The sequence below is a fragment of the Endomicrobiales bacterium genome, assembly GCA_023228045.1.
GTDB lineage: Bacteria > Elusimicrobiota > Endomicrobiia > Endomicrobiales > JALOBY01 > JALOBY01.
The window spans coordinates 42,656-58,836 of sequence record JALOBY010000009.1 but is presented as its reverse complement, the minus strand read 5'-3'; the positions used below and the strand labels follow the sequence as shown (position 1 = coordinate 58,836).

The following is a 16,181-nucleotide window of genomic DNA, read 5'->3' as shown; positions in this document are numbered from 1 at the left end:
ATTATTTCGTTTGTTTTTCCGTCTATTTGCAAACTATTGTTGTCAACAATCGCGCAAAGGTTGTCTAATTTAAAATGCGGGGCAGCCATTGCAGCTTCCCAAATTGAGCCCTCTTGCTGTTCCCCATCACCCATTAACACATAAACCCTATTTGGTAAATTTTGTTTTTTAAACCCTAATGCTGAGCCGACACCAATTGAAAGGCCATAACCAAGAGAACCCGTTGAAACCTCAATGCCCGGCAATCCTCTGTCTTTTGCAGGGTGGCCTTGCAGGCGGCTGCCAACTTTTCTAAGCGTGCATAATTCTTCTTCTTTTATACAGCCAATTTCATGAATTACGGCATAAAGAACCGGGCAGGCATGGCCTTTTGAGAGTATAAAAAAGTCGCGGTTTGGGTCTTGCGGATTTTTAGGGTTGTATTTCATCTGGTCAAAGTAAAGCCCAACAACAAGCTCAACAGCGGACAAACTGCCGCCCGGGTGGCCAGAACCGGCATCGGAAAGCATACTTAAAATGTGTTTGCGTATCTCTTTTGCAACTAACTTCAAATCATTAAACTCCATTGCTATCCTCTATTTCATTTATTATTTTAATCGCATTTGATGTGCCAATTCTTGTTGCGCCAGCGTCTAAAAACTCTAAAACATCTTTTAATGTTTTGATGCCGCCTGATGCCTTAACACCAGCTTTCCCGTCACATATCTGGCTAAGTAGTTTTACTACTTCAACTGTTGCGCCGCAAGGGCCAAAACCTGTTGAGGTTTTTAAAAAATTTGCGCCGCACTCAAGTGCTATTTTGCCTAAAATAATTAGTTGTTCTTTATTAAAATAGCAGGTTTCAAGAATAACTTTAAACATTGCGCCATCAAGAACACTCGCTATCTGGTTTAATTCTTCGCGAACGAAATCAAAATCACCATCAATTGCCGTACCAATATTTATTACTACATCAAATTCGCAAGCACCATTTTTTAGAGCATCTTTTGCTTCGGCTGTTTTTATTTTTGTTGTGTTTGCCCCTAAAGGAAATCCAATTACGGTGCAAACTTTAACGGTACTTAATAATTTTTTACAAAACAAAACATTGCACGGATTAACACAAACTGATGCAAAACCATACTTTTGCGCATCGCTGCATAACTGTGTTAACTCTTGCTTTGTGGCGGTTGCACGCAAAAGTGTTGAGTCCAAACTTGACGCAACTTTAAAAGTTAAATTTTCTTTGTTCACTTATTCTTTTCTGGCGGAAGATCTGAAAGTATGTAACGCACAGTATTTTCTGCCGCAGCAGCAAGGTCTAACGATTCATACGAATAGGTTGTTGACCAAACAACATCCCCTGTGCTCAAATCTTTCAAATATGCGGCTATGCCGCAGTTAGCATTTGTTGCAATAATGCTTAAATTTGCATCGGGCCCAAGAGAGGTGCCCAATGTATAAACCTGAGAGCCATTTATTTCCATAGGCTGGGTATTGTTAATTACTATATTTTGCCCTGTCGTATTTGTTGTGTTTGATGCCTGCATTAAATATTTGCGATTTGGGTTAAACTGGGTTACACTGCCAAACAGCTCCACATCGGCTTTATCTGACGGGTCAGTTTTTACCGTGTAGCCCATAGCCAACAGCTGTCTTATAAACTCATTTACGACTACCGATGAAGAGTTTGGATAGCCAGAAGCAGGTGAAAACTGGCCAATTTTAATGGAGTTTATTTTTGCAAAGTTATAATCTTTTTTAAAAGCAACCCTGGACGAAGCACAAGATGCAAGCAGAAAAGCACTTAGAAATAAAGCAATAATTACTCTCATCGCGGCCTCTCTGAATGTTCAATATGTCTTTCGGCATATCTAATATGTTTTTCAGCCAAATGTTTCAAGTTTATATCGGATGAATAGTTCAAAACACTGCGCCAGTTGTTAATTGCGCCATAGTCATCCCTTCTGCTTTCAGCCAGCATAGCAAGGCCGTAATACGATGCAACAGAATTTGGTTTTAAGGAAGCGCCGGCATTTAAATGCGACTGAGCTTGCGCATAATCATTATTCTGCAAACATGCAAAACCAAGCGCAATCTGTTTATCGGCATTAGATGGGTCTTTATCTACCTCAGCGGAAAGATACGCAACTGCCTCGGAGGTTCTGCCGGAATTAAGCAAAAACATTATCTCTTGCATATCGTTCTGACTGGCACAACTTAAACAAGCACAGGAAGCAAGAAAAAAAACCGCAACATAAAGCATAGTTAATAATTTCATTAAATAATTCCTTTGGGAATTTTATTAATTCTGTTTTGGTGGCGCTCTTCATTGCAAAATGGTGTAGAAAGCCAAACAGCAATAACTTTTTTTAACTCTTCAAGCTGTAAAACCCTTGATGGAAGGCACAATATGTTTGCATTATTATGCTGGCGAGAAAGCTTTGCAACTTCCTCATTCCAACAAAGTGCCGCACGAACATTATTAAACCTGTTTGCCACAATAGACATACCAATACCAGAGCCGCAAAGAAGAATACCAAAATCACTTTCCCCTTTAGACACAGAAATTGAAGCAGGAATTGCAAAATCGGGGTAGTCGCAACTTGTTTTTTGTGCCCATCCAAAATCTGTAACACTATGCCCCAGACCTTTAAGAAAGTCAATTAAAGCTTGGCGCACTTCGTATGCGGCATGGTCATTAGCAAATGCTATTTTCATAATTAGTATTTAACTATTTTTGTAAATGAATTAACATCTAAGCTGGCACCGCCGACAAGTCCGCCGTCAACATCCGGCTGTTTCATAAGTTCGGCAATGTTATCGGGCTTTACAGAGCCACCATAAAGAATGCGTGTTAGCGCGGCGGCATCTTTGCCATACATTTCTTCATAAACTTTTCTAATAAATGCATGCGCGTCTTGTGCCTGCTGAGTTGTTGCTGTTTTACCTGTGCCAATTGCCCAAACCGGCTCGTACGCAACAACAATCATCTTTGCCTGCTCGGCAGAAAGGCCTGCAAGGCCATTTGTTAACTGTCTTTTTAAAACTTCAAGTGTTTTATCTGATTCTCTTTCCTGCAATGTTTCACCAACACAAACAATTGGTTTAAGCCCAAGCGCAAAAACCGCGAATATTTTTTTGTTAACTGTCGCATCTGTTTCGCCAAAAAACTGCCTTCTTTCAGAATGCCCGATAAGCACATAAGAACAACCAACTTCAGCAATCATACCGGGTGAAACTTCACCGGTAAATGCACCTTTGCTTTCCCAAAAAAGGTTCTGTGCGCCAAGTTTTATATTTGAGTTTTTTATAACATCAAAAACTGAGGTAAGAGCGGTAAATGACGGGCAAACAAGAATTTCTCTATTTTTCACATCAGCAAGAGCGGTTTTTAAACCATTAACAAGCTCAACACTTTCCTTAACATTTTTAAACATCTTCCAGTTTCCGGCAAGTAACGGCGTACGCATACAAAAACTCCTTATTATTTTTTTTAGTTTTATTTACTGAATTTTGTTGATTTTACAAGTTTTAACACCCTAAAAGCAAGAATGCAGATGGTTGTGTAGATTTAAATAATTAAACTATCTATTTTTAACTTGTATTTATATAAATTCATAATTTTCAGATAAACAATTCTTCAACAGGTATCTTTAGAAACTCCTTTAGAGGGATACCTGCATCCCCAATCAACAACTTCCTTTGAACATTAAATTCTTCCCCAAATTTTTCCATACCAGATAGAAAAGGTTTTTTTCTTCCACTTTTTACTTCAATGGCTATTACTTGTTTTCCCCTAGCCAAAACATAATCCACTTCCCGATTGTGATGAAGCCAATAAAACACTTCTATACCCTTACCTTTTGAACCATTTATGAGAGCCGAACCAACAGCTGACTCAACAAGATGACCCCATCTTTCCTTTTCTTTAAATGCTTCGTCAAAAGTTAAATGAAGTTGAGCTGAAAGTAAGGCATTGTTTTGAACTTGAAATTTGGGGCTTGAAGAACGCTGCCTAACCTTTTGTCCAGCATATTTTGAAAGGCCTGTTAGCAAACCTGCTAAATCTAATAATTTTAAATAATGGGCAAGCGTTACAGTATTGCCAGCATCCTGTAATTGCCCCAACATCTTTTGATACGAAAGAATCTGACTGGAATAAATGCAGCCGAGCTCAAACAATCTCCTTAAAAGAGCAGGTTTATCAACACGAGTCATCAGTAAAATATCCTTTGATATGGATGTTTCTATTAATGAATCCATTATGTAACTTGACCAACGGTGTGGCTCATTAATTAGTGCAGCGCTTCCCGGATATCCCCCATAAAATATATATTGGTTAATATCCCACCCAAAAGCAGCTTCCATTTCTACAAAAGACCAATGGGTAATCGGAATTATTTCAAACCTTCCAGCTAAACTTTCCGTAAGACCTTTCTGAACTAAAAGAGGTGATGACCCTAGCAATATAACATGCAAGGGTAGTTTTAAATTGCTATCTTCATCCCACAATTTCTTTATAGCCTCTGACCAGTGTGAAATTTTTTGTATTTCATCAAGTATTAAAATAAATCTCTGTTTTGAACCTCTCATTTTCAATCTGGCAGTTTCCCATTGCTGCTCTATCCATACCGACGCCTTAGGCACTGCCTCATCTGCCGTTGCATAATGGCATTGAACTCCTTTTTCTTCCATTAACTGTCGTGCAAGCGTTGTTTTTCCGGTCTGCCTTGGACCTGCCAAAACCTGAATAAAACGCCGCTGCTCTTTAATTCTTTTTAACAACAATGGATAAATTGGTCTTTTATACATGGAATCCACCTCCGATTGTGAGTAATTATACTCAACACACTGAGTAAATGTCAATATAGTGTTCAAAAGTTAAGATACAAATCAAAAAAATGTTTAGGGATTATGCCATAACGGATGCGTTAGTTGGTGTTGTAGCAGTTCTTTTCAAAGGGGCGGTATTTTTCAATCCAAATCATTTCAAGAATTTGTAAATCTTCTTCATAATTGTAACCCGGCTCATCTTTCAGTTTAAGTGTTTCTAAAACCTCAAAAGAAAATTTATCTTCCCCAAATGCCTTCCAATCTTTCTGAAGCTCTGCATTCTGATGAGTTCCGAGGTTCAAGGTAAAGCGTTCACGGTTAAATTTCCCATATATACTCAAAGTACTCCCAAGAAATACTTTGTTGTTGGTAACATTACGGATAACGAAGATTCCTTTCTCCGGAATTCGTGCTTTATAATCTCGTATCACTTCTTTTCTGTCTATCATTGTTAAATTCCTGAGAATTTAGAGATTAAGCAAAGCTCGCCCAGCTTTTAGCATTGCCATATAGGCAAGAATATAAGTAGCCCTCTAGGCAATTTTATGAATTTTCTGTGCCTCATTAAGATCCAACATTGCTTGGCGAATAAGCCCTTCAACTTGGGAAATACCAACTTCCTGCTTCCTTAATTTCCCTGCGCTCTCAAGTTTTTTAAATAGTGTGATAGTCATTTATACTTCCTTTAAGTAAAATTGTTTTTTCTTTTAGTACAAGGTTTAAAAAACCACCTGGCTTTTTTATTTCATTTATAAACTCTTCAGATGAGTAGGTAGTAAAATTTATTTCTCTGTTAAGCTTTTTTTCAAGTAAATGAACCCTTAATGTAAGCTCTCTCTCGGAAAAATTACCAACAGCAACTAAATCAATATCTGAAAGCCTGTGCTCTTTGTTTTTGGCATAAGAGCCGTAAATAAAAGCAAGCTCAATTCCTTTAATTTCTGAAATCAATGAGCGTAAACTCCCCTCAACACCTTCAGTTTTTGACATAAAAGCTTTTAGGTCGTTAAACAGAGGGTATGTTTTTTGAAGTGTGAAAAGCTTTATCTTGCCGCGTACTTTGGAGCTAAAAAGCCCCTCTTCTTCAAGGGCTTTCAATTCGCGCGACAAATTCCCCGGATCTCCATTAATTAAAGAGGCAAGCTCTCGCACATAATAGGTATCATCAATGTGCGAAAACGCATAGGCAAGCAACTTCTTTCTTAGTTTTGTACTTCTTAATAAAAACATCATAACCCGCCTTACTCTAAAAATTGCTACACAATCGTTAAAATGACTACAACATAAAAACAACCCAGATGTTAAACACTGTTGTTATATTTACATCATTTGTTGTAGATTTTACATCATCATTTTTTATATGTCAAGTATATGGACTATGAAGCTGCAGAATTTGAAGTTAAATATGAGGTTAGAGAGTACTGACATCATAATTAGTTAGTATTTTAAATAAAAACCCGGTCGTATTGTGTTCCAAAATTAACTTGATAATTCCTTCTCCCCTTTTGGCGGGTAAGTTTCTGGACCCCGTGAAGTCTGGGGAAGAAGGTTAGGACGTAAAGTCCCGTTGGGGACCACGTCCCTTTACGGGATGAGGGGGTCAAATGAGACCTGTTATCGAATGTCCACCCTCACCTCAATCCTCTCCCATCGAGGGAGAGGAAGAAGAATTAGCACCATTGATACCGCCCAGCAAGCTGGGCGGAGGTTCATTTATTTCATTTTTGATGGGAAGTTAATTGTTTTTCCAGCAACCATAAAAACGCCTTTTCCAAGATGGTGAATAGTTTGCGGATGTTTTTGGGCAGGGTCAATCCATGCTTTAACCACCTTAAGCATGAAAAGATTGTATTTGTTACTCATTGTTGAATCAACAACCTTACATTCAAGATTGGCGTAACACTCACCTATAAGCGACGCTTTAACATGCGATGCAGGAACCTCAGTGAACCCTAAGGTTTTAAATTTATCAATTTTTCTGCCAGAAGTATTACCAACACGCACTACTTTTGCCGCAAGTTTCACGGCAGGAATGGCGATAACGCATTCTTTGGATGCTTTAAGGATATTGAAAGTATAACCACGATCGCTGATTACACATCCTATCAGCGGCGGATTGAAATCCATCATGGTATGCCACGACATAGTCATCACATCTTTATTTCCCTTATGCGCGGTAGTTACCATAACAACCGGCCCTGGTTCAATTAATCTGTAAACTTCTGATAGTAGAAATGGTTTCATTTTCATGGTTTGCCTCTCCGTTGTTCATTCTCGGTAAGTAAAGCTGCGCCCTTCCGAAGCTATTTCATCAATACAGCGAATAGCTGTGTTTATTGATGAAATGTCAGCGCAGGAGGGCAAGTTGTAAACCTCGCCATGTCGTATTGGCGGGTGAAGTCAGCCCATGTCTAGACCTCGCCAATTCAGTATTGGCGGGCCTGACACCAGAATTATCTAATTTTCTAACTTCGCACCTACTTTCGTCCTAATTTCTGATTTCTCTTACAATTCTTTGCAGCTGTTCAGCCATATATAACGGCAATGTTAGAACATTATCAAAATATGATAGTTTCTCTTGTGAGAAGCGAATACCAAAATGTGATTGTTTCTCTTCAAGAAATAATCTGAGAGATTTGAGTGTGCCAGTTTTGCCAGCTTTTACTTCTATCGGAAATATTAAAGAATCTATAACGATAACATAATCCACTTCAGCAGAACTGTTTTTTTTGTCGCGTGCCCAGAAAAACAAATTATGTTCCAAATAACTGTCAAAATATGCGCTAAGCTCCTGACCAATAAATTGTTCTGCTACAGCACCGGCATTAACCTGAACAAAATCGTTAGTTACCGAAAGTTGTTTTTGCAAACCACAAGCATTTTGCATTAAACCTACATCAAGAAAATTAAGCTTGAATTTTGCTTCATTAATTTGAGCACCTAATGGAAGCCCTGATGCAGCGGTGGAGTATATCGGATGGATTATCCCAGATAATTTTAGCAGGGTTAAAGCTTTTTTTATATCCCGCGACTTAGCTTCAGGATCAATATTTGAATACTTGACACGGCTACCTACGAGACGCGGTGCTTCATCAAACACTTTTTGTAGATTTTTGTGTTCGGAATTTTTCGCATATTTTCCAAAATCACTCCGATATGTTTGAAGTAAAGAATTCTGTAGTCGCTGACAATTTAAATAATTTTTGCTATTTATATATTCTTTAACTACCGCAGGCATACCACCAACTATAAGATATACTCGCAACAAATCCATAAGTTTATTATGTATTGCATCGTCTATTGTGCTGTTAAAATGTATTCCTGCCATGTAGCTCCGTAACTTCTCATTACCAGATGCACTTAGGAACTCACCAAATGAAAGTGGCTCAAGATACATAAATTGAACCCTTCCCACAGGCATACGAAAAGCAGGGCTACTAAGTGCAAACTCCATTAGCGAACCAGCACCAATAACTGCAAGTTTGTCATATTGCTCTTTGAAATAGCGTAGTGACATTATTGCATTAGGACACTCCTGTATCTCATCAAGAAATAACAAAGTTTTTCCAGCTTCAATAGCTACACCCATCAGCATTTGCAACTTATTAATAATTTCGATGGGTTTTAGTGTAACAAAACATTGCTTTAGTTCAGGTTGAAATTCAAAGTTCACAACCACTACATTTTCAAAGGCTTTTTTTCCAAAATCTTCAACAATATAACTTTTCCCAACCTGTCGCGCTCCGCGAAGCAATAGAGGCAATCTTTCACTTTGATTTTTCCAATTAATTAGTTCTTTTTCAATATCTCTCTTCATGATGGCTCCCTATTCAATATGGCTATTGTATGGGGTTATTTTACACTAAATTTGGCTATTTTGCAAGGTTGCTAGTGCTCTAAACTCTATTTAGTGACACTATTTGGAATCAGTAAAGTCAGCTCGAGGATGAACAGCATTGGACGGACAATTTGAATAAGTAAAGCTGCGTCCTCCAAAGCTATTTCATCAATACAGCGAATAGCTGTGTTTATTGATGAAATGTCAGCGCAGGAGGGCAAGTAAAGCCTGACACCATGATCTATCGGGAATCTAAATGTTCTTAATAAATAAATGAACTGCGTCCTCCAAAGCTATTTCATCAATACAGCGAATAGCTGTGGGTATTGATGAAATGTCAGCGCAGGAGGATAAGTAAAGCAAGTAAAGCCTGACACCGCAGTACATTTTCATGATTTGCCTCTCCGTTGTTCTAGGCAGTATTTGGAATTAGTGAAGCAAGTGAAGCCTGACACCGCAGTATGAACTGCGTCCTCCAAAGCTATTTCATCAATACAGCGAATAGCTGTGATTATTGATGAAATGTTAGCGTCGGAGGGCAAGTAAAGTCAGCCCGAGGCTAGACCTCGCCAACTCATTGTTGGCGGGCCTGACACCATGATATAAGTAGGCAAGTGAAGCCTGACACCGATTCATACTTTGCCGTCTTCATTATTGGCAGACAGTTCTAGTATTTTCACGGCTGGTAACGAAGCACCTACTATTCCTTCTAAGTCGCCGTGCATTCCAGCAATATTTAGAGTAATTTTTTCTATCTGTTTTTCTCTTTGTGCCCATATTTTTGCCATTGCTCTTTTTTCTGAATCAAGATCACCTTTCATCGTAACAAAGGATTCAATTATTGCTTGTACACGATTTCTAAATTCTATTCCAGTTAAATAATTATAAACTATTTCTTTCTTTTCTTCCTTTCCGGTTTGAACTTCTTGTGTTTTTGCAACTTGAGTCAATACAACCCTTAAAGCAAATGCAAGGCTTAATGTTGATGGAATATCAGTAACCCACACATCATCTATTTGTCTGAAATGATGCAATCCCTTAGGTAAAATTTCTGAAACTATCACTGACAAATCAGCTTTTGCTTCACGCTGGTCATCTTTAAGCTTTATAATCCAGCCATCACTCCAAACTTTTGTTCTTTTTGTTTCCCATAGAATCTTCCCGCATACGCGTCCGGATTGTGTTTTGACTGTATGAATAACATCCCCACCTTTGACACCTTTTGAAACAGGAATGATTTCATCAAATGGGAAGTTCTCTTTAAGAATATGTTCTATTTCAAGCTCAAGAACCTCTCCCTGGGCCTGCTGTGACCCTTGCTCCGCTTTCCGCTTCAAGTCCTCAATTTGCTTTAACATATCCGTCATTTGTTTGTCTTTTTCTGCATCCTTAAGCCTATGCTCGTCTGCTATGTCATTACTGATCTTTTCAGCTATGGCCTTTCTTTCCCCATCAAGCTTACGAACCATTTCAAGCTCAAATGACTTCTTATCATCTTCCAGTTTACGCTGCTGCTTGCGAAGTTCCAGTTCCAATTGCTGGGCACTCTCTAAAACTTTATTCTTTTCATCCAGTTGTTCTTTCAAATCGGCAAGAAGAACGCTTTGGCTACTTTCAACTTCCTTCTTAACCTTATCTTCAATCTGTTTTCTTTCAGTTAGAAACTTAGCTTGTAATTGCTTCTCTTTGTCTTCATACTCCTTTTTGGCAAGCTCTTCTTTCTCAGCCAACATTCTTTCTCTTTTGCGCAGATCAAGTTCTTGCTTCTGGCTTTCTTCAAGCTTTTTACTTTTCTCTGCTACTTGTTCTTTTAAATCTGACAACTCCACTTTAACTGAATCTACGGCCTCTTTTTTTGCCTTATCCAGCAATTGCTTCCGCTCATCCACAAGCTTACTCTCATATTCCTTTTCAAACTTTGTTTTAATGGAAATTTCCATATCATGGGATATGGCTTCTGAGAGTTTAATTATTTCCCCGCATTTAGGACATTTGATTGTGTCTTGGGACATGAAAACCTCCAGGTTTGTTTAACAATAAGTATTGTGTCACTGGAATTCTTGAATATTTTTATGATACTGTTCTTTCGTAAATTGACTTCTTGACAACGTCCCACTCGTACAAAGTTCATAATGGTAATCAAGCATCACCATTTTGATGAATATCCTTTTCTGACATTATTCATTATATAGGTATTTAAGCCTTGACCTATTAATGCCAGTCTTTTCATTTCTTCAATGTTCAGCCTGCCTGCACTTAGATAATCATATTGATAATTTTGGTAGCGCCCATCTTTGAATTCCACAACAATTGCCTCTTGTTTAATTTCATATGAGACAACTCCTGAATTACCGCTTAAATTCTTGTAAATAGCCATACTATTTCCTCCTCCTTCTAATATTATTCAATGGATAAGCCAGAATTGGGCTTCAATAAATCACAACGAAACGATGTGCTAATTGTTCGCAATTCATTCAACAAAGTCGCAGCATCCCGCGCTTCCCCTTCCAACTGCCGTGATTCAGGACGAGGTTCGCCACGCTGTTTTGCCCGATAAATTGTAACGGTATTTCTTTTGTCTTCCAGCGTTCTTCGGCAGATAGCAGCCATATAGAATCTGTTAAACTGACCGTCAGCCAGAGTTTCGCAAGCTATGTTTGGGATATGTGCAGTTGTGTATCCACCTTTAGGTTTTGCACGATCTTCAAAATCCCTCATTGCTCCTGCCGCTTCTATCTGAAAGGCAAGCCAATGTTCATCGTACTGTTTTGCAGCTGTCTGTAACCATCCCAGCCAATTTTGATTCCCGATTTCATTAAATCTGGTGCTAAAGTACACTTGTTTCTGTTGTTGTGCAAGATCAATTTCTTCCAACATCAAAGCCCGCGTTCTCTCGTCCATTAATCTATAGTCGAATTTCTGACTCATACTCTTAACCCTCCCATTATTTTTTCTACTTAGCTTATGCTTTTTTCATTTCGATTGAACAGCATTATCTTCTCCATACTTTTTTATCGCTTCCAAGTACAATCTATGACTTTCATCTGTAAATCTATTTTTTTCTTTTTGCAACGATATAAGTTTATTGTAAATGCTCTTATAAATAATTTGATGCGCCTGATTGGCAAGCACCGTTTCACTGAATTCATCCATTTCAATTTTCATAGTTGGTTCTAGAACAAGATTAACAATTTTCAATAAGTCATCTTTACCTATTTCTTCTATGGATTTCCACTGTTGACCATCAAGACTAAAGAACCCCTTGGCCTCATGGATTTTCAAGATCTGCATAAATTCTCCTCCTCTCATCATATGCCGACTTTCCTGCCTCAAGACAATCCAAAGTAACATCAATATTTGCAATACTCTTTCCATCTAATGATTTTAACTCTTTATCATTTGGAAATCCCGAATAAACACGATACACAGGTTTATCGTCAACAATAATCTTTTCTGTATATAGTAAATAATCTGGTTTTATGGATGCTCCGATCGTGCTATTATGTGTCACTAGCACAACTGGTGTGTTTTTGGATATTTCTTTGATGATATTATTTACTCCTTTTTTAAGAAATAAATTATCAAACGATGATTCTGGCTCGTCAATCAACAGCATATCATACTGTTGTGCATCACTTATTTCGCGCAACAGATTAAATTCAGACCTTTCACCACCAGAGACTTCGCAGCCATCTTTATTTAGTATACGATACTCAATTTTAGCGAAGTATCGAAAATATTCTGCTTCAGGCAATCCATCAATATCTCTCAATTTTTTAAGATACTCATATGGACGTTGATACGTTTTAAACGCATCACTAAAAGATTTCTTTTGACCACTTTGGGTCTTTAGGTCACTGGCACTATCAAACTCTTTAATTCTAGCGACAATCTTAAATCCCTGAACATCTTTATTTACTATCTGACGCTCTTTACGAATCATAGCAACAATAACATTAAATCTTTTAATCTTTTCATTTTCTAATGCAATTCTATACAAATCCACTTCCTCAATTTTTGTTGCAGCTGAACGCATGTGGAGATTATTTTTGATTTCATCAATCAGGTCATTCAACCAATATTTCTTTAATCTTTCTTCTTCTTTTTCTTGATACTTCCCCATTAGCTCAACAATTAACCTTCTTAAATCCAAAGATGACACATGCTTATTTATAATATCCCTATACTCATCATTCTCTATTAAATGCCGCACTGAAGCTATTAATTCCTTTAAGCCATCTAGATTTGAAATCTGAAACTTTTCTTCTGTAAACAATTTTGTACTTGCGAATGCATCTCGCCTTTCGGATTCTTTGGCGTGCTTAACAAGTGATTCTAAATAGTCGGACACAGAATTAGCATTTTCCTCAAGGTTAATATGCATCACATCATTAACAGCAGGCGCAAACTCTTTCAAATACTCTTGAGTTACAAAACTATGATTCTGACTTAAAAGCTTATTAAAATTTTCCTTATCTTTTTCGCTATTCTTTTCGACCAAATCAAACTGCTTTATGTATTTAATATTTGGGAATTCATTATTTATGAGATCCAAGGTATATGATTTTCCTGTTGATCTTTCTCCTACAATAACATTAAGTCCTGAAGAAAGTTCTTGCCCATTATCAAAAACTTGAAACAATGAATGACCTTCTTGCAAAGACAGGGAAACCTTATTCTTATCACGCAGACATCCCTTGATTGACCCAAATGATATTTCTCCACAATTTATATATGTTTGATGGATAGAATTTCCTGGAAATTCCGAGCAAATTCTACAATCACTAAAATATACAGGCACCAAACTGTTTTCAGTCTTCTTGCAGTACATGAATTTTTTAGGATTATTAACTTCACCAGCTGATATATAGTTTCTCAATTCTTGCAACACTCTATCATTAATTGCTGGGTCTTTAAAGTAATGTGGGATTAAAATGTACTTTGATAAATCATGATAAATTTCAATCAGTTCAGGCAAAGAAATTGATTTTTGGGGCCCAATATTTTTGGTGGTTACCACTGAACAACGGGAATTAAAATCATTCAATTCGCTTATATCTGCAATCAGCAAAAGATGCCCATCATCTAAATCTATCTCTATTCCAGGAAAAACAGGAATACCAATTGAATCTCTAATAAGCTTGTACTGCTCGATATCAAACACATTATGATTTGTAACCGCAATTGCATCAAGATGAGTGTTCGAGATATATTCTTTCAAACGATCTATATTGAATATAAATGCCGAATCACTACTTGTTGATTTTGTATGAATATGCAAATCAATTTTCTTCACAACCACTCCATTCTATGTAGTTAAACATAAACCTATTTCCTTATCATCTTATATCCTGTAGACTGAATGCTTCCTGCAATACTGATTGCATCAGCATTTCTGATTGATCTTTTCTTTCGGTAACCTGTTTTTCCAGTTCGCCTATGATAGCTATAAGTTTATCAATTCGTTCGACAATGGCTTATTGTTCGATAATTGGTGTATACATATAGTGTTGTGCCAGGTCGCGGGACTGATGCGGAACTCAGCTATTGGATTGGCGGTGGTAATTGCACCTTGTGCGACCATGTTTCGAGTTGTGATTCTGTAATAATCATAATTATTTTTTACTTTGTATATAGTCTTTTAATCTCTTTTCGGCAACTCTAATATATTTCCATTCTTTCTCAATTCCAATCCACCTACGACCTAGGGCAGTGGCAACAACTGCCGTTGTTCCACTTCCCATAAAAGGATCGAGGATCAAATCACCTTTGTTGCTTGCAGACAATAATACCTGCTGAATAAGTTTAAGTGGTTTTTGTGTAGGGTGTGACTTTACACCACTTTCATTTCGTTCTCTCTCATTTCCGCGACAAATAGAAAAAGTCCAATCAGTATCTTTCATCTGTTTGTTTCCATTTAGTTTTTTTAAAAGCTGATAATTAAAAGTATATCCTTTGGATTTTTTATCTTTAACAGCCCAAATCAAAGTTTCATGATTATTTGTAAATCTCCGACAATTAAGGTTCGGCAATGCCCCAATTTTTACCCAAATGACATCATTCAAAAACCAAATGCCAAGGTCTTGCATAATTTTTCCAACACGAAAAATATTGTGATACATTCCAATAACCCAAATTGTCCCTGTTGGTTTTAGGACTCTTTGGCATTCTTTAAGCCAATTTAGGGTAAAAATATCATATTCTTCATAACTCTCAAAACTATCCCACTCATCGTCAACAGGTATAATTTCTGAACCATCAGCTCGTTTTAGTCTTTTCCCTTTTGGTAATTGTAAATAGTATGGTGGATCAGCAAAAATGAGATCAAAAGTACTATCCGGGAATTTCTTTAACTCGTCAATGGAATCACCATGAATAATTTTATTCTCATTTTCTAGCATAATTTGTAATTATAAATAATAAGATGTTCAACATTTCTATCGTTACGACCTTTCATATTGTAAAGATATTTTTTTTCAAAACTATCAATTATTATTCCCACTCTTTTTGAATAAAGATCATGAATAAATGGCGTTTTTTTAATAATCAAGATAAACTTTGCCTTAGTTTTATACAAACAATTTGCTAATCGTTCTTGATCTTTTTTATCAAAATCTTTCTTTTCATAATTGCTGAAATCAGTGTCATATGGTGGGTCAAGAAAAATAAAATCTTTTCCTGTCAAATTTTTATTGGTAAGTATCTCTTCAAAATCACTATTTAGAATTTTTGTATTCTTGAATACTTTTTCAACTTCATCACTGAAAATATAATCAACTTTTTTTCTAAAATCTTTTTGGTTATATGCAATCCCACCATAAGGTATATTAAAATACCCCCTATAGCTAAACCTAAACATTGCGCCGTAACAGAACTCTCGTATGAAATAGTAATTTGCTATTTTTTTTGCAAGCGAGGTTTTATATTTCGTTCCATTTTTATTCATAACATCTCGGAAATGCATATAAAAACCACTCCTAAATGCAGTTTCTATATTTTTATGCAAATCGCCTTTTGGCAATGCTCCTCGTTCTTTTTCAATTTGTTTTGTTCGTTTCATTTTCGAAATTAAATTTTTTATAATTTCTTCGAACAAATTATTCGGGTCAAGGGCAAAATATTTTGAAAATAGACCATTGAATTGATCTTCCTTGGCTTTTAGTTTGTGCGTAATAATTTCCTTTACTCCTTGCTCTGTCCTTTTATCTGCCTTATATTCACCGTAAAGATTAAATAAATCATTCTCAAATATTTTTAAATACCTTGGTATCTTTTCCCAATTATCTACATAATCATACAAACACTGCTTAAATTCTGTTTTATTATTTTCACCTTTGATAAAACGATAGAACTCAATTAATTCTTCACAAATATCATTGATGACTGCTTTGTCTGATTTGAGATTGAAAAAAATAGCACCACCACCAAAAAATGGTTCGATGTAACGAGAAAAATTTGGTATGAGACTTTTTATCTGTTCATACTCTTTTGATTTTCCGCCAGGCCATTTAATGAGTGGGTGCATAAA

Annotated in this window: 19 protein-coding genes; all 19 read right to left on the bottom strand. The window is 36.8% G+C overall.

All coding sequences use genetic code 11. The features are described 5' to 3' along the window. Positions 1-566, bottom strand: a 566-nt coding sequence (locus M0Q46_03280) for a transketolase (protein MCK9582632.1), incomplete at its 3' end; no start/stop codon positions are given. Beyond that, positions 556-1,233, bottom strand: a complete 678-nt coding sequence (gene deoC, locus M0Q46_03275; protein ID MCK9582631.1) for a deoxyribose-phosphate aldolase — start codon at positions 1,231-1,233, stop codon at positions 556-558. The genes M0Q46_03280 and deoC, both read right to left, overlap by 11 nt. Continuing rightward, complete coding sequence (locus tag M0Q46_03270; protein MCK9582630.1) at positions 1,230-1,814, bottom strand: hypothetical protein; 585 nt, start codon at positions 1,812-1,814, stop codon at positions 1,230-1,232. Before M0Q46_03270 ends, deoC begins: the two co-directional genes overlap by 4 nt. Continuing rightward, on the bottom strand, positions 1,811-2,260 hold the full coding sequence (locus M0Q46_03265; protein MCK9582629.1) for a tetratricopeptide repeat protein: 450 nt from the start codon (positions 2,258-2,260) through the stop codon (positions 1,811-1,813). Before M0Q46_03265 ends, M0Q46_03270 begins: the two co-directional genes overlap by 4 nt. After that, entirely contained in the window at positions 2,260-2,700 is a 441-nt protein-coding gene (gene rpiB / locus M0Q46_03260) for a ribose 5-phosphate isomerase B (protein MCK9582628.1), read from the bottom strand. Before rpiB ends, M0Q46_03265 begins: the two co-directional genes overlap by 1 nt. Positions 2,701-2,702: 2 nt before the next feature. Continuing rightward, positions 2,703-3,452 carry a triose-phosphate isomerase gene (gene tpiA, locus M0Q46_03255; protein ID MCK9582627.1) on the bottom strand — a complete coding sequence of 250 codons (750 nt, stop codon included), beginning with the start codon at positions 3,450-3,452 and terminating at the stop codon, positions 2,703-2,705. A gap of 154 nt (positions 3,453-3,606) precedes the next feature. Then, entirely contained in the window at positions 3,607-4,794 is a 1,188-nt protein-coding gene (locus M0Q46_03250) for an AAA family ATPase (protein MCK9582626.1), read from the bottom strand. Between the two features lie 119 nt (positions 4,795-4,913). Further along, positions 4,914-5,264: a GIY-YIG nuclease family protein gene (locus M0Q46_03245; GenBank protein ID MCK9582625.1), complete on the bottom strand. Its 351-nt coding sequence runs from the start codon at positions 5,262-5,264 to the stop codon at positions 4,914-4,916. A gap of 84 nt (positions 5,265-5,348) precedes the next feature. Then, on the bottom strand, positions 5,349-5,489 hold the full coding sequence (locus M0Q46_03240; protein MCK9582624.1) for a hypothetical protein: 141 nt from the start codon (positions 5,487-5,489) through the stop codon (positions 5,349-5,351). Continuing rightward, positions 5,470-6,048 carry a nucleotidyltransferase domain-containing protein gene (locus M0Q46_03235; protein ID MCK9582623.1) on the bottom strand — a complete coding sequence of 193 codons (579 nt, stop codon included), beginning with the start codon at positions 6,046-6,048 and terminating at the stop codon, positions 5,470-5,472. The genes M0Q46_03240 and M0Q46_03235 overlap by 20 nt, the downstream gene beginning before the upstream one ends. 480 nt (positions 6,049-6,528) lie before the next feature. After that, a complete protein-coding gene (locus M0Q46_03230; protein ID MCK9582622.1) occupies positions 6,529-7,059 on the bottom strand; it encodes a flavin reductase family protein in 531 nt (176 codons plus the stop codon). Positions 7,060-7,303: 244 nt separating this feature from the next. Further along, the gene (locus M0Q46_03225; protein MCK9582621.1) at positions 7,304-8,632 is read right to left on the bottom strand and encodes an ATP-binding protein; all 1,329 of its coding nucleotides are present in this window, start codon (positions 8,630-8,632) and stop codon (positions 7,304-7,306) included. 653 nt (positions 8,633-9,285) lie between these two features. Then, a complete protein-coding gene (locus M0Q46_03220) occupies positions 9,286-10,593 on the bottom strand; it encodes a DUF2130 domain-containing protein (protein MCK9582620.1) in 1,308 nt (435 codons plus the stop codon). A gap of 206 nt (positions 10,594-10,799) precedes the next feature. Then, a complete protein-coding gene (locus tag M0Q46_03215; protein ID MCK9582619.1) occupies positions 10,800-11,030 on the bottom strand; it encodes a hypothetical protein in 231 nt (76 codons plus the stop codon). Positions 11,031-11,053: 23 nt separating this feature from the next. After that, on the bottom strand, positions 11,054-11,581 hold the full coding sequence (locus M0Q46_03210) for a hypothetical protein (GenBank protein ID MCK9582618.1): 528 nt from the start codon (positions 11,579-11,581) through the stop codon (positions 11,054-11,056). Between the two features lie 45 nt (positions 11,582-11,626). After that, positions 11,627-11,944 (bottom strand): hypothetical protein, encoded by a 318-nt coding sequence (locus M0Q46_03205; GenBank protein MCK9582617.1) that lies wholly within the window; start codon positions 11,942-11,944, stop codon positions 11,627-11,629. Continuing rightward, a complete protein-coding gene (locus M0Q46_03200) occupies positions 11,922-13,949 on the bottom strand; it encodes a histidinol-phosphatase (GenBank protein MCK9582616.1) in 2,028 nt (675 codons plus the stop codon). Before M0Q46_03200 ends, M0Q46_03205 begins: the two co-directional genes overlap by 23 nt. A 319-nt stretch (positions 13,950-14,268) precedes the next feature. Continuing rightward, positions 14,269-15,054 carry a site-specific DNA-methyltransferase gene (locus M0Q46_03195; protein MCK9582615.1) on the bottom strand — a complete coding sequence of 262 codons (786 nt, stop codon included), beginning with the start codon at positions 15,052-15,054 and terminating at the stop codon, positions 14,269-14,271. Continuing rightward, positions 15,048-16,178 carry a DNA adenine methylase gene (locus tag M0Q46_03190; protein MCK9582614.1) on the bottom strand — a complete coding sequence of 377 codons (1,131 nt, stop codon included), beginning with the start codon at positions 16,176-16,178 and terminating at the stop codon, positions 15,048-15,050. Before M0Q46_03190 ends, M0Q46_03195 begins: the two co-directional genes overlap by 7 nt. Between the last annotated feature and the right edge of the window lie 3 nt (positions 16,179-16,181).

What these genes read in the sequence shown, in the direction of transcription:
- M0Q46_03270 (MCK9582630.1), bottom strand. Translation starts at nt 1,814, where the DNA reads ATGAGAGTAATTATTGCTTTATTTCTAAGTGCTTTTCTGCTTGCATCT.
- M0Q46_03190 (MCK9582614.1), bottom strand. Translation starts at nt 16,178, where the DNA reads ATGCACCCACTCATTAAATGGCCTGGCGGAAAATCAAAAGAGTATGAA.
- M0Q46_03235 (MCK9582623.1), bottom strand. Translation starts at nt 6,048, where the DNA reads ATGATGTTTTTATTAAGAAGTACAAAACTAAGAAAGAAGTTGCTTGCC.
- M0Q46_03225 (MCK9582621.1), bottom strand. Translation starts at nt 8,632, where the DNA reads ATGAAGAGAGATATTGAAAAAGAACTAATTAATTGGAAAAATCAAAGT.
- M0Q46_03265 (MCK9582629.1), bottom strand. Translation starts at nt 2,260, where the DNA reads ATGAAATTATTAACTATGCTTTATGTTGCGGTTTTTTTTCTTGCTTCC.
- M0Q46_03195 (MCK9582615.1), bottom strand. Translation starts at nt 15,054, where the DNA reads ATGCTAGAAAATGAGAATAAAATTATTCATGGTGATTCCATTGACGAG.
- M0Q46_03210 (MCK9582618.1), bottom strand. Translation starts at nt 11,581, where the DNA reads ATGAGTCAGAAATTCGACTATAGATTAATGGACGAGAGAACGCGGGCT.
- M0Q46_03240 (MCK9582624.1), bottom strand. Translation starts at nt 5,489, where the DNA reads ATGACTATCACACTATTTAAAAAACTTGAGAGCGCAGGGAAATTAAGG.
- M0Q46_03215 (MCK9582619.1), bottom strand. Translation starts at nt 11,030, where the DNA reads ATGGCTATTTACAAGAATTTAAGCGGTAATTCAGGAGTTGTCTCATAT.
- M0Q46_03250 (MCK9582626.1), bottom strand. Translation starts at nt 4,794, where the DNA reads ATGTATAAAAGACCAATTTATCCATTGTTGTTAAAAAGAATTAAAGAG.
- M0Q46_03245 (MCK9582625.1), bottom strand. Translation starts at nt 5,264, where the DNA reads ATGATAGACAGAAAAGAAGTGATACGAGATTATAAAGCACGAATTCCG.
- M0Q46_03205 (MCK9582617.1), bottom strand. Translation starts at nt 11,944, where the DNA reads ATGCAGATCTTGAAAATCCATGAGGCCAAGGGGTTCTTTAGTCTTGAT.
- M0Q46_03220 (MCK9582620.1), bottom strand. Translation starts at nt 10,593, where the DNA reads ATGGAAATTTCCATTAAAACAAAGTTTGAAAAGGAATATGAGAGTAAG.
- M0Q46_03230 (MCK9582622.1), bottom strand. Translation starts at nt 7,059, where the DNA reads ATGAAACCATTTCTACTATCAGAAGTTTACAGATTAATTGAACCAGGG.
- tpiA (MCK9582627.1), bottom strand. Translation starts at nt 3,452, where the DNA reads ATGCGTACGCCGTTACTTGCCGGAAACTGGAAGATGTTTAAAAATGTT.
- rpiB (MCK9582628.1), bottom strand. Translation starts at nt 2,700, where the DNA reads ATGAAAATAGCATTTGCTAATGACCATGCCGCATACGAAGTGCGCCAA.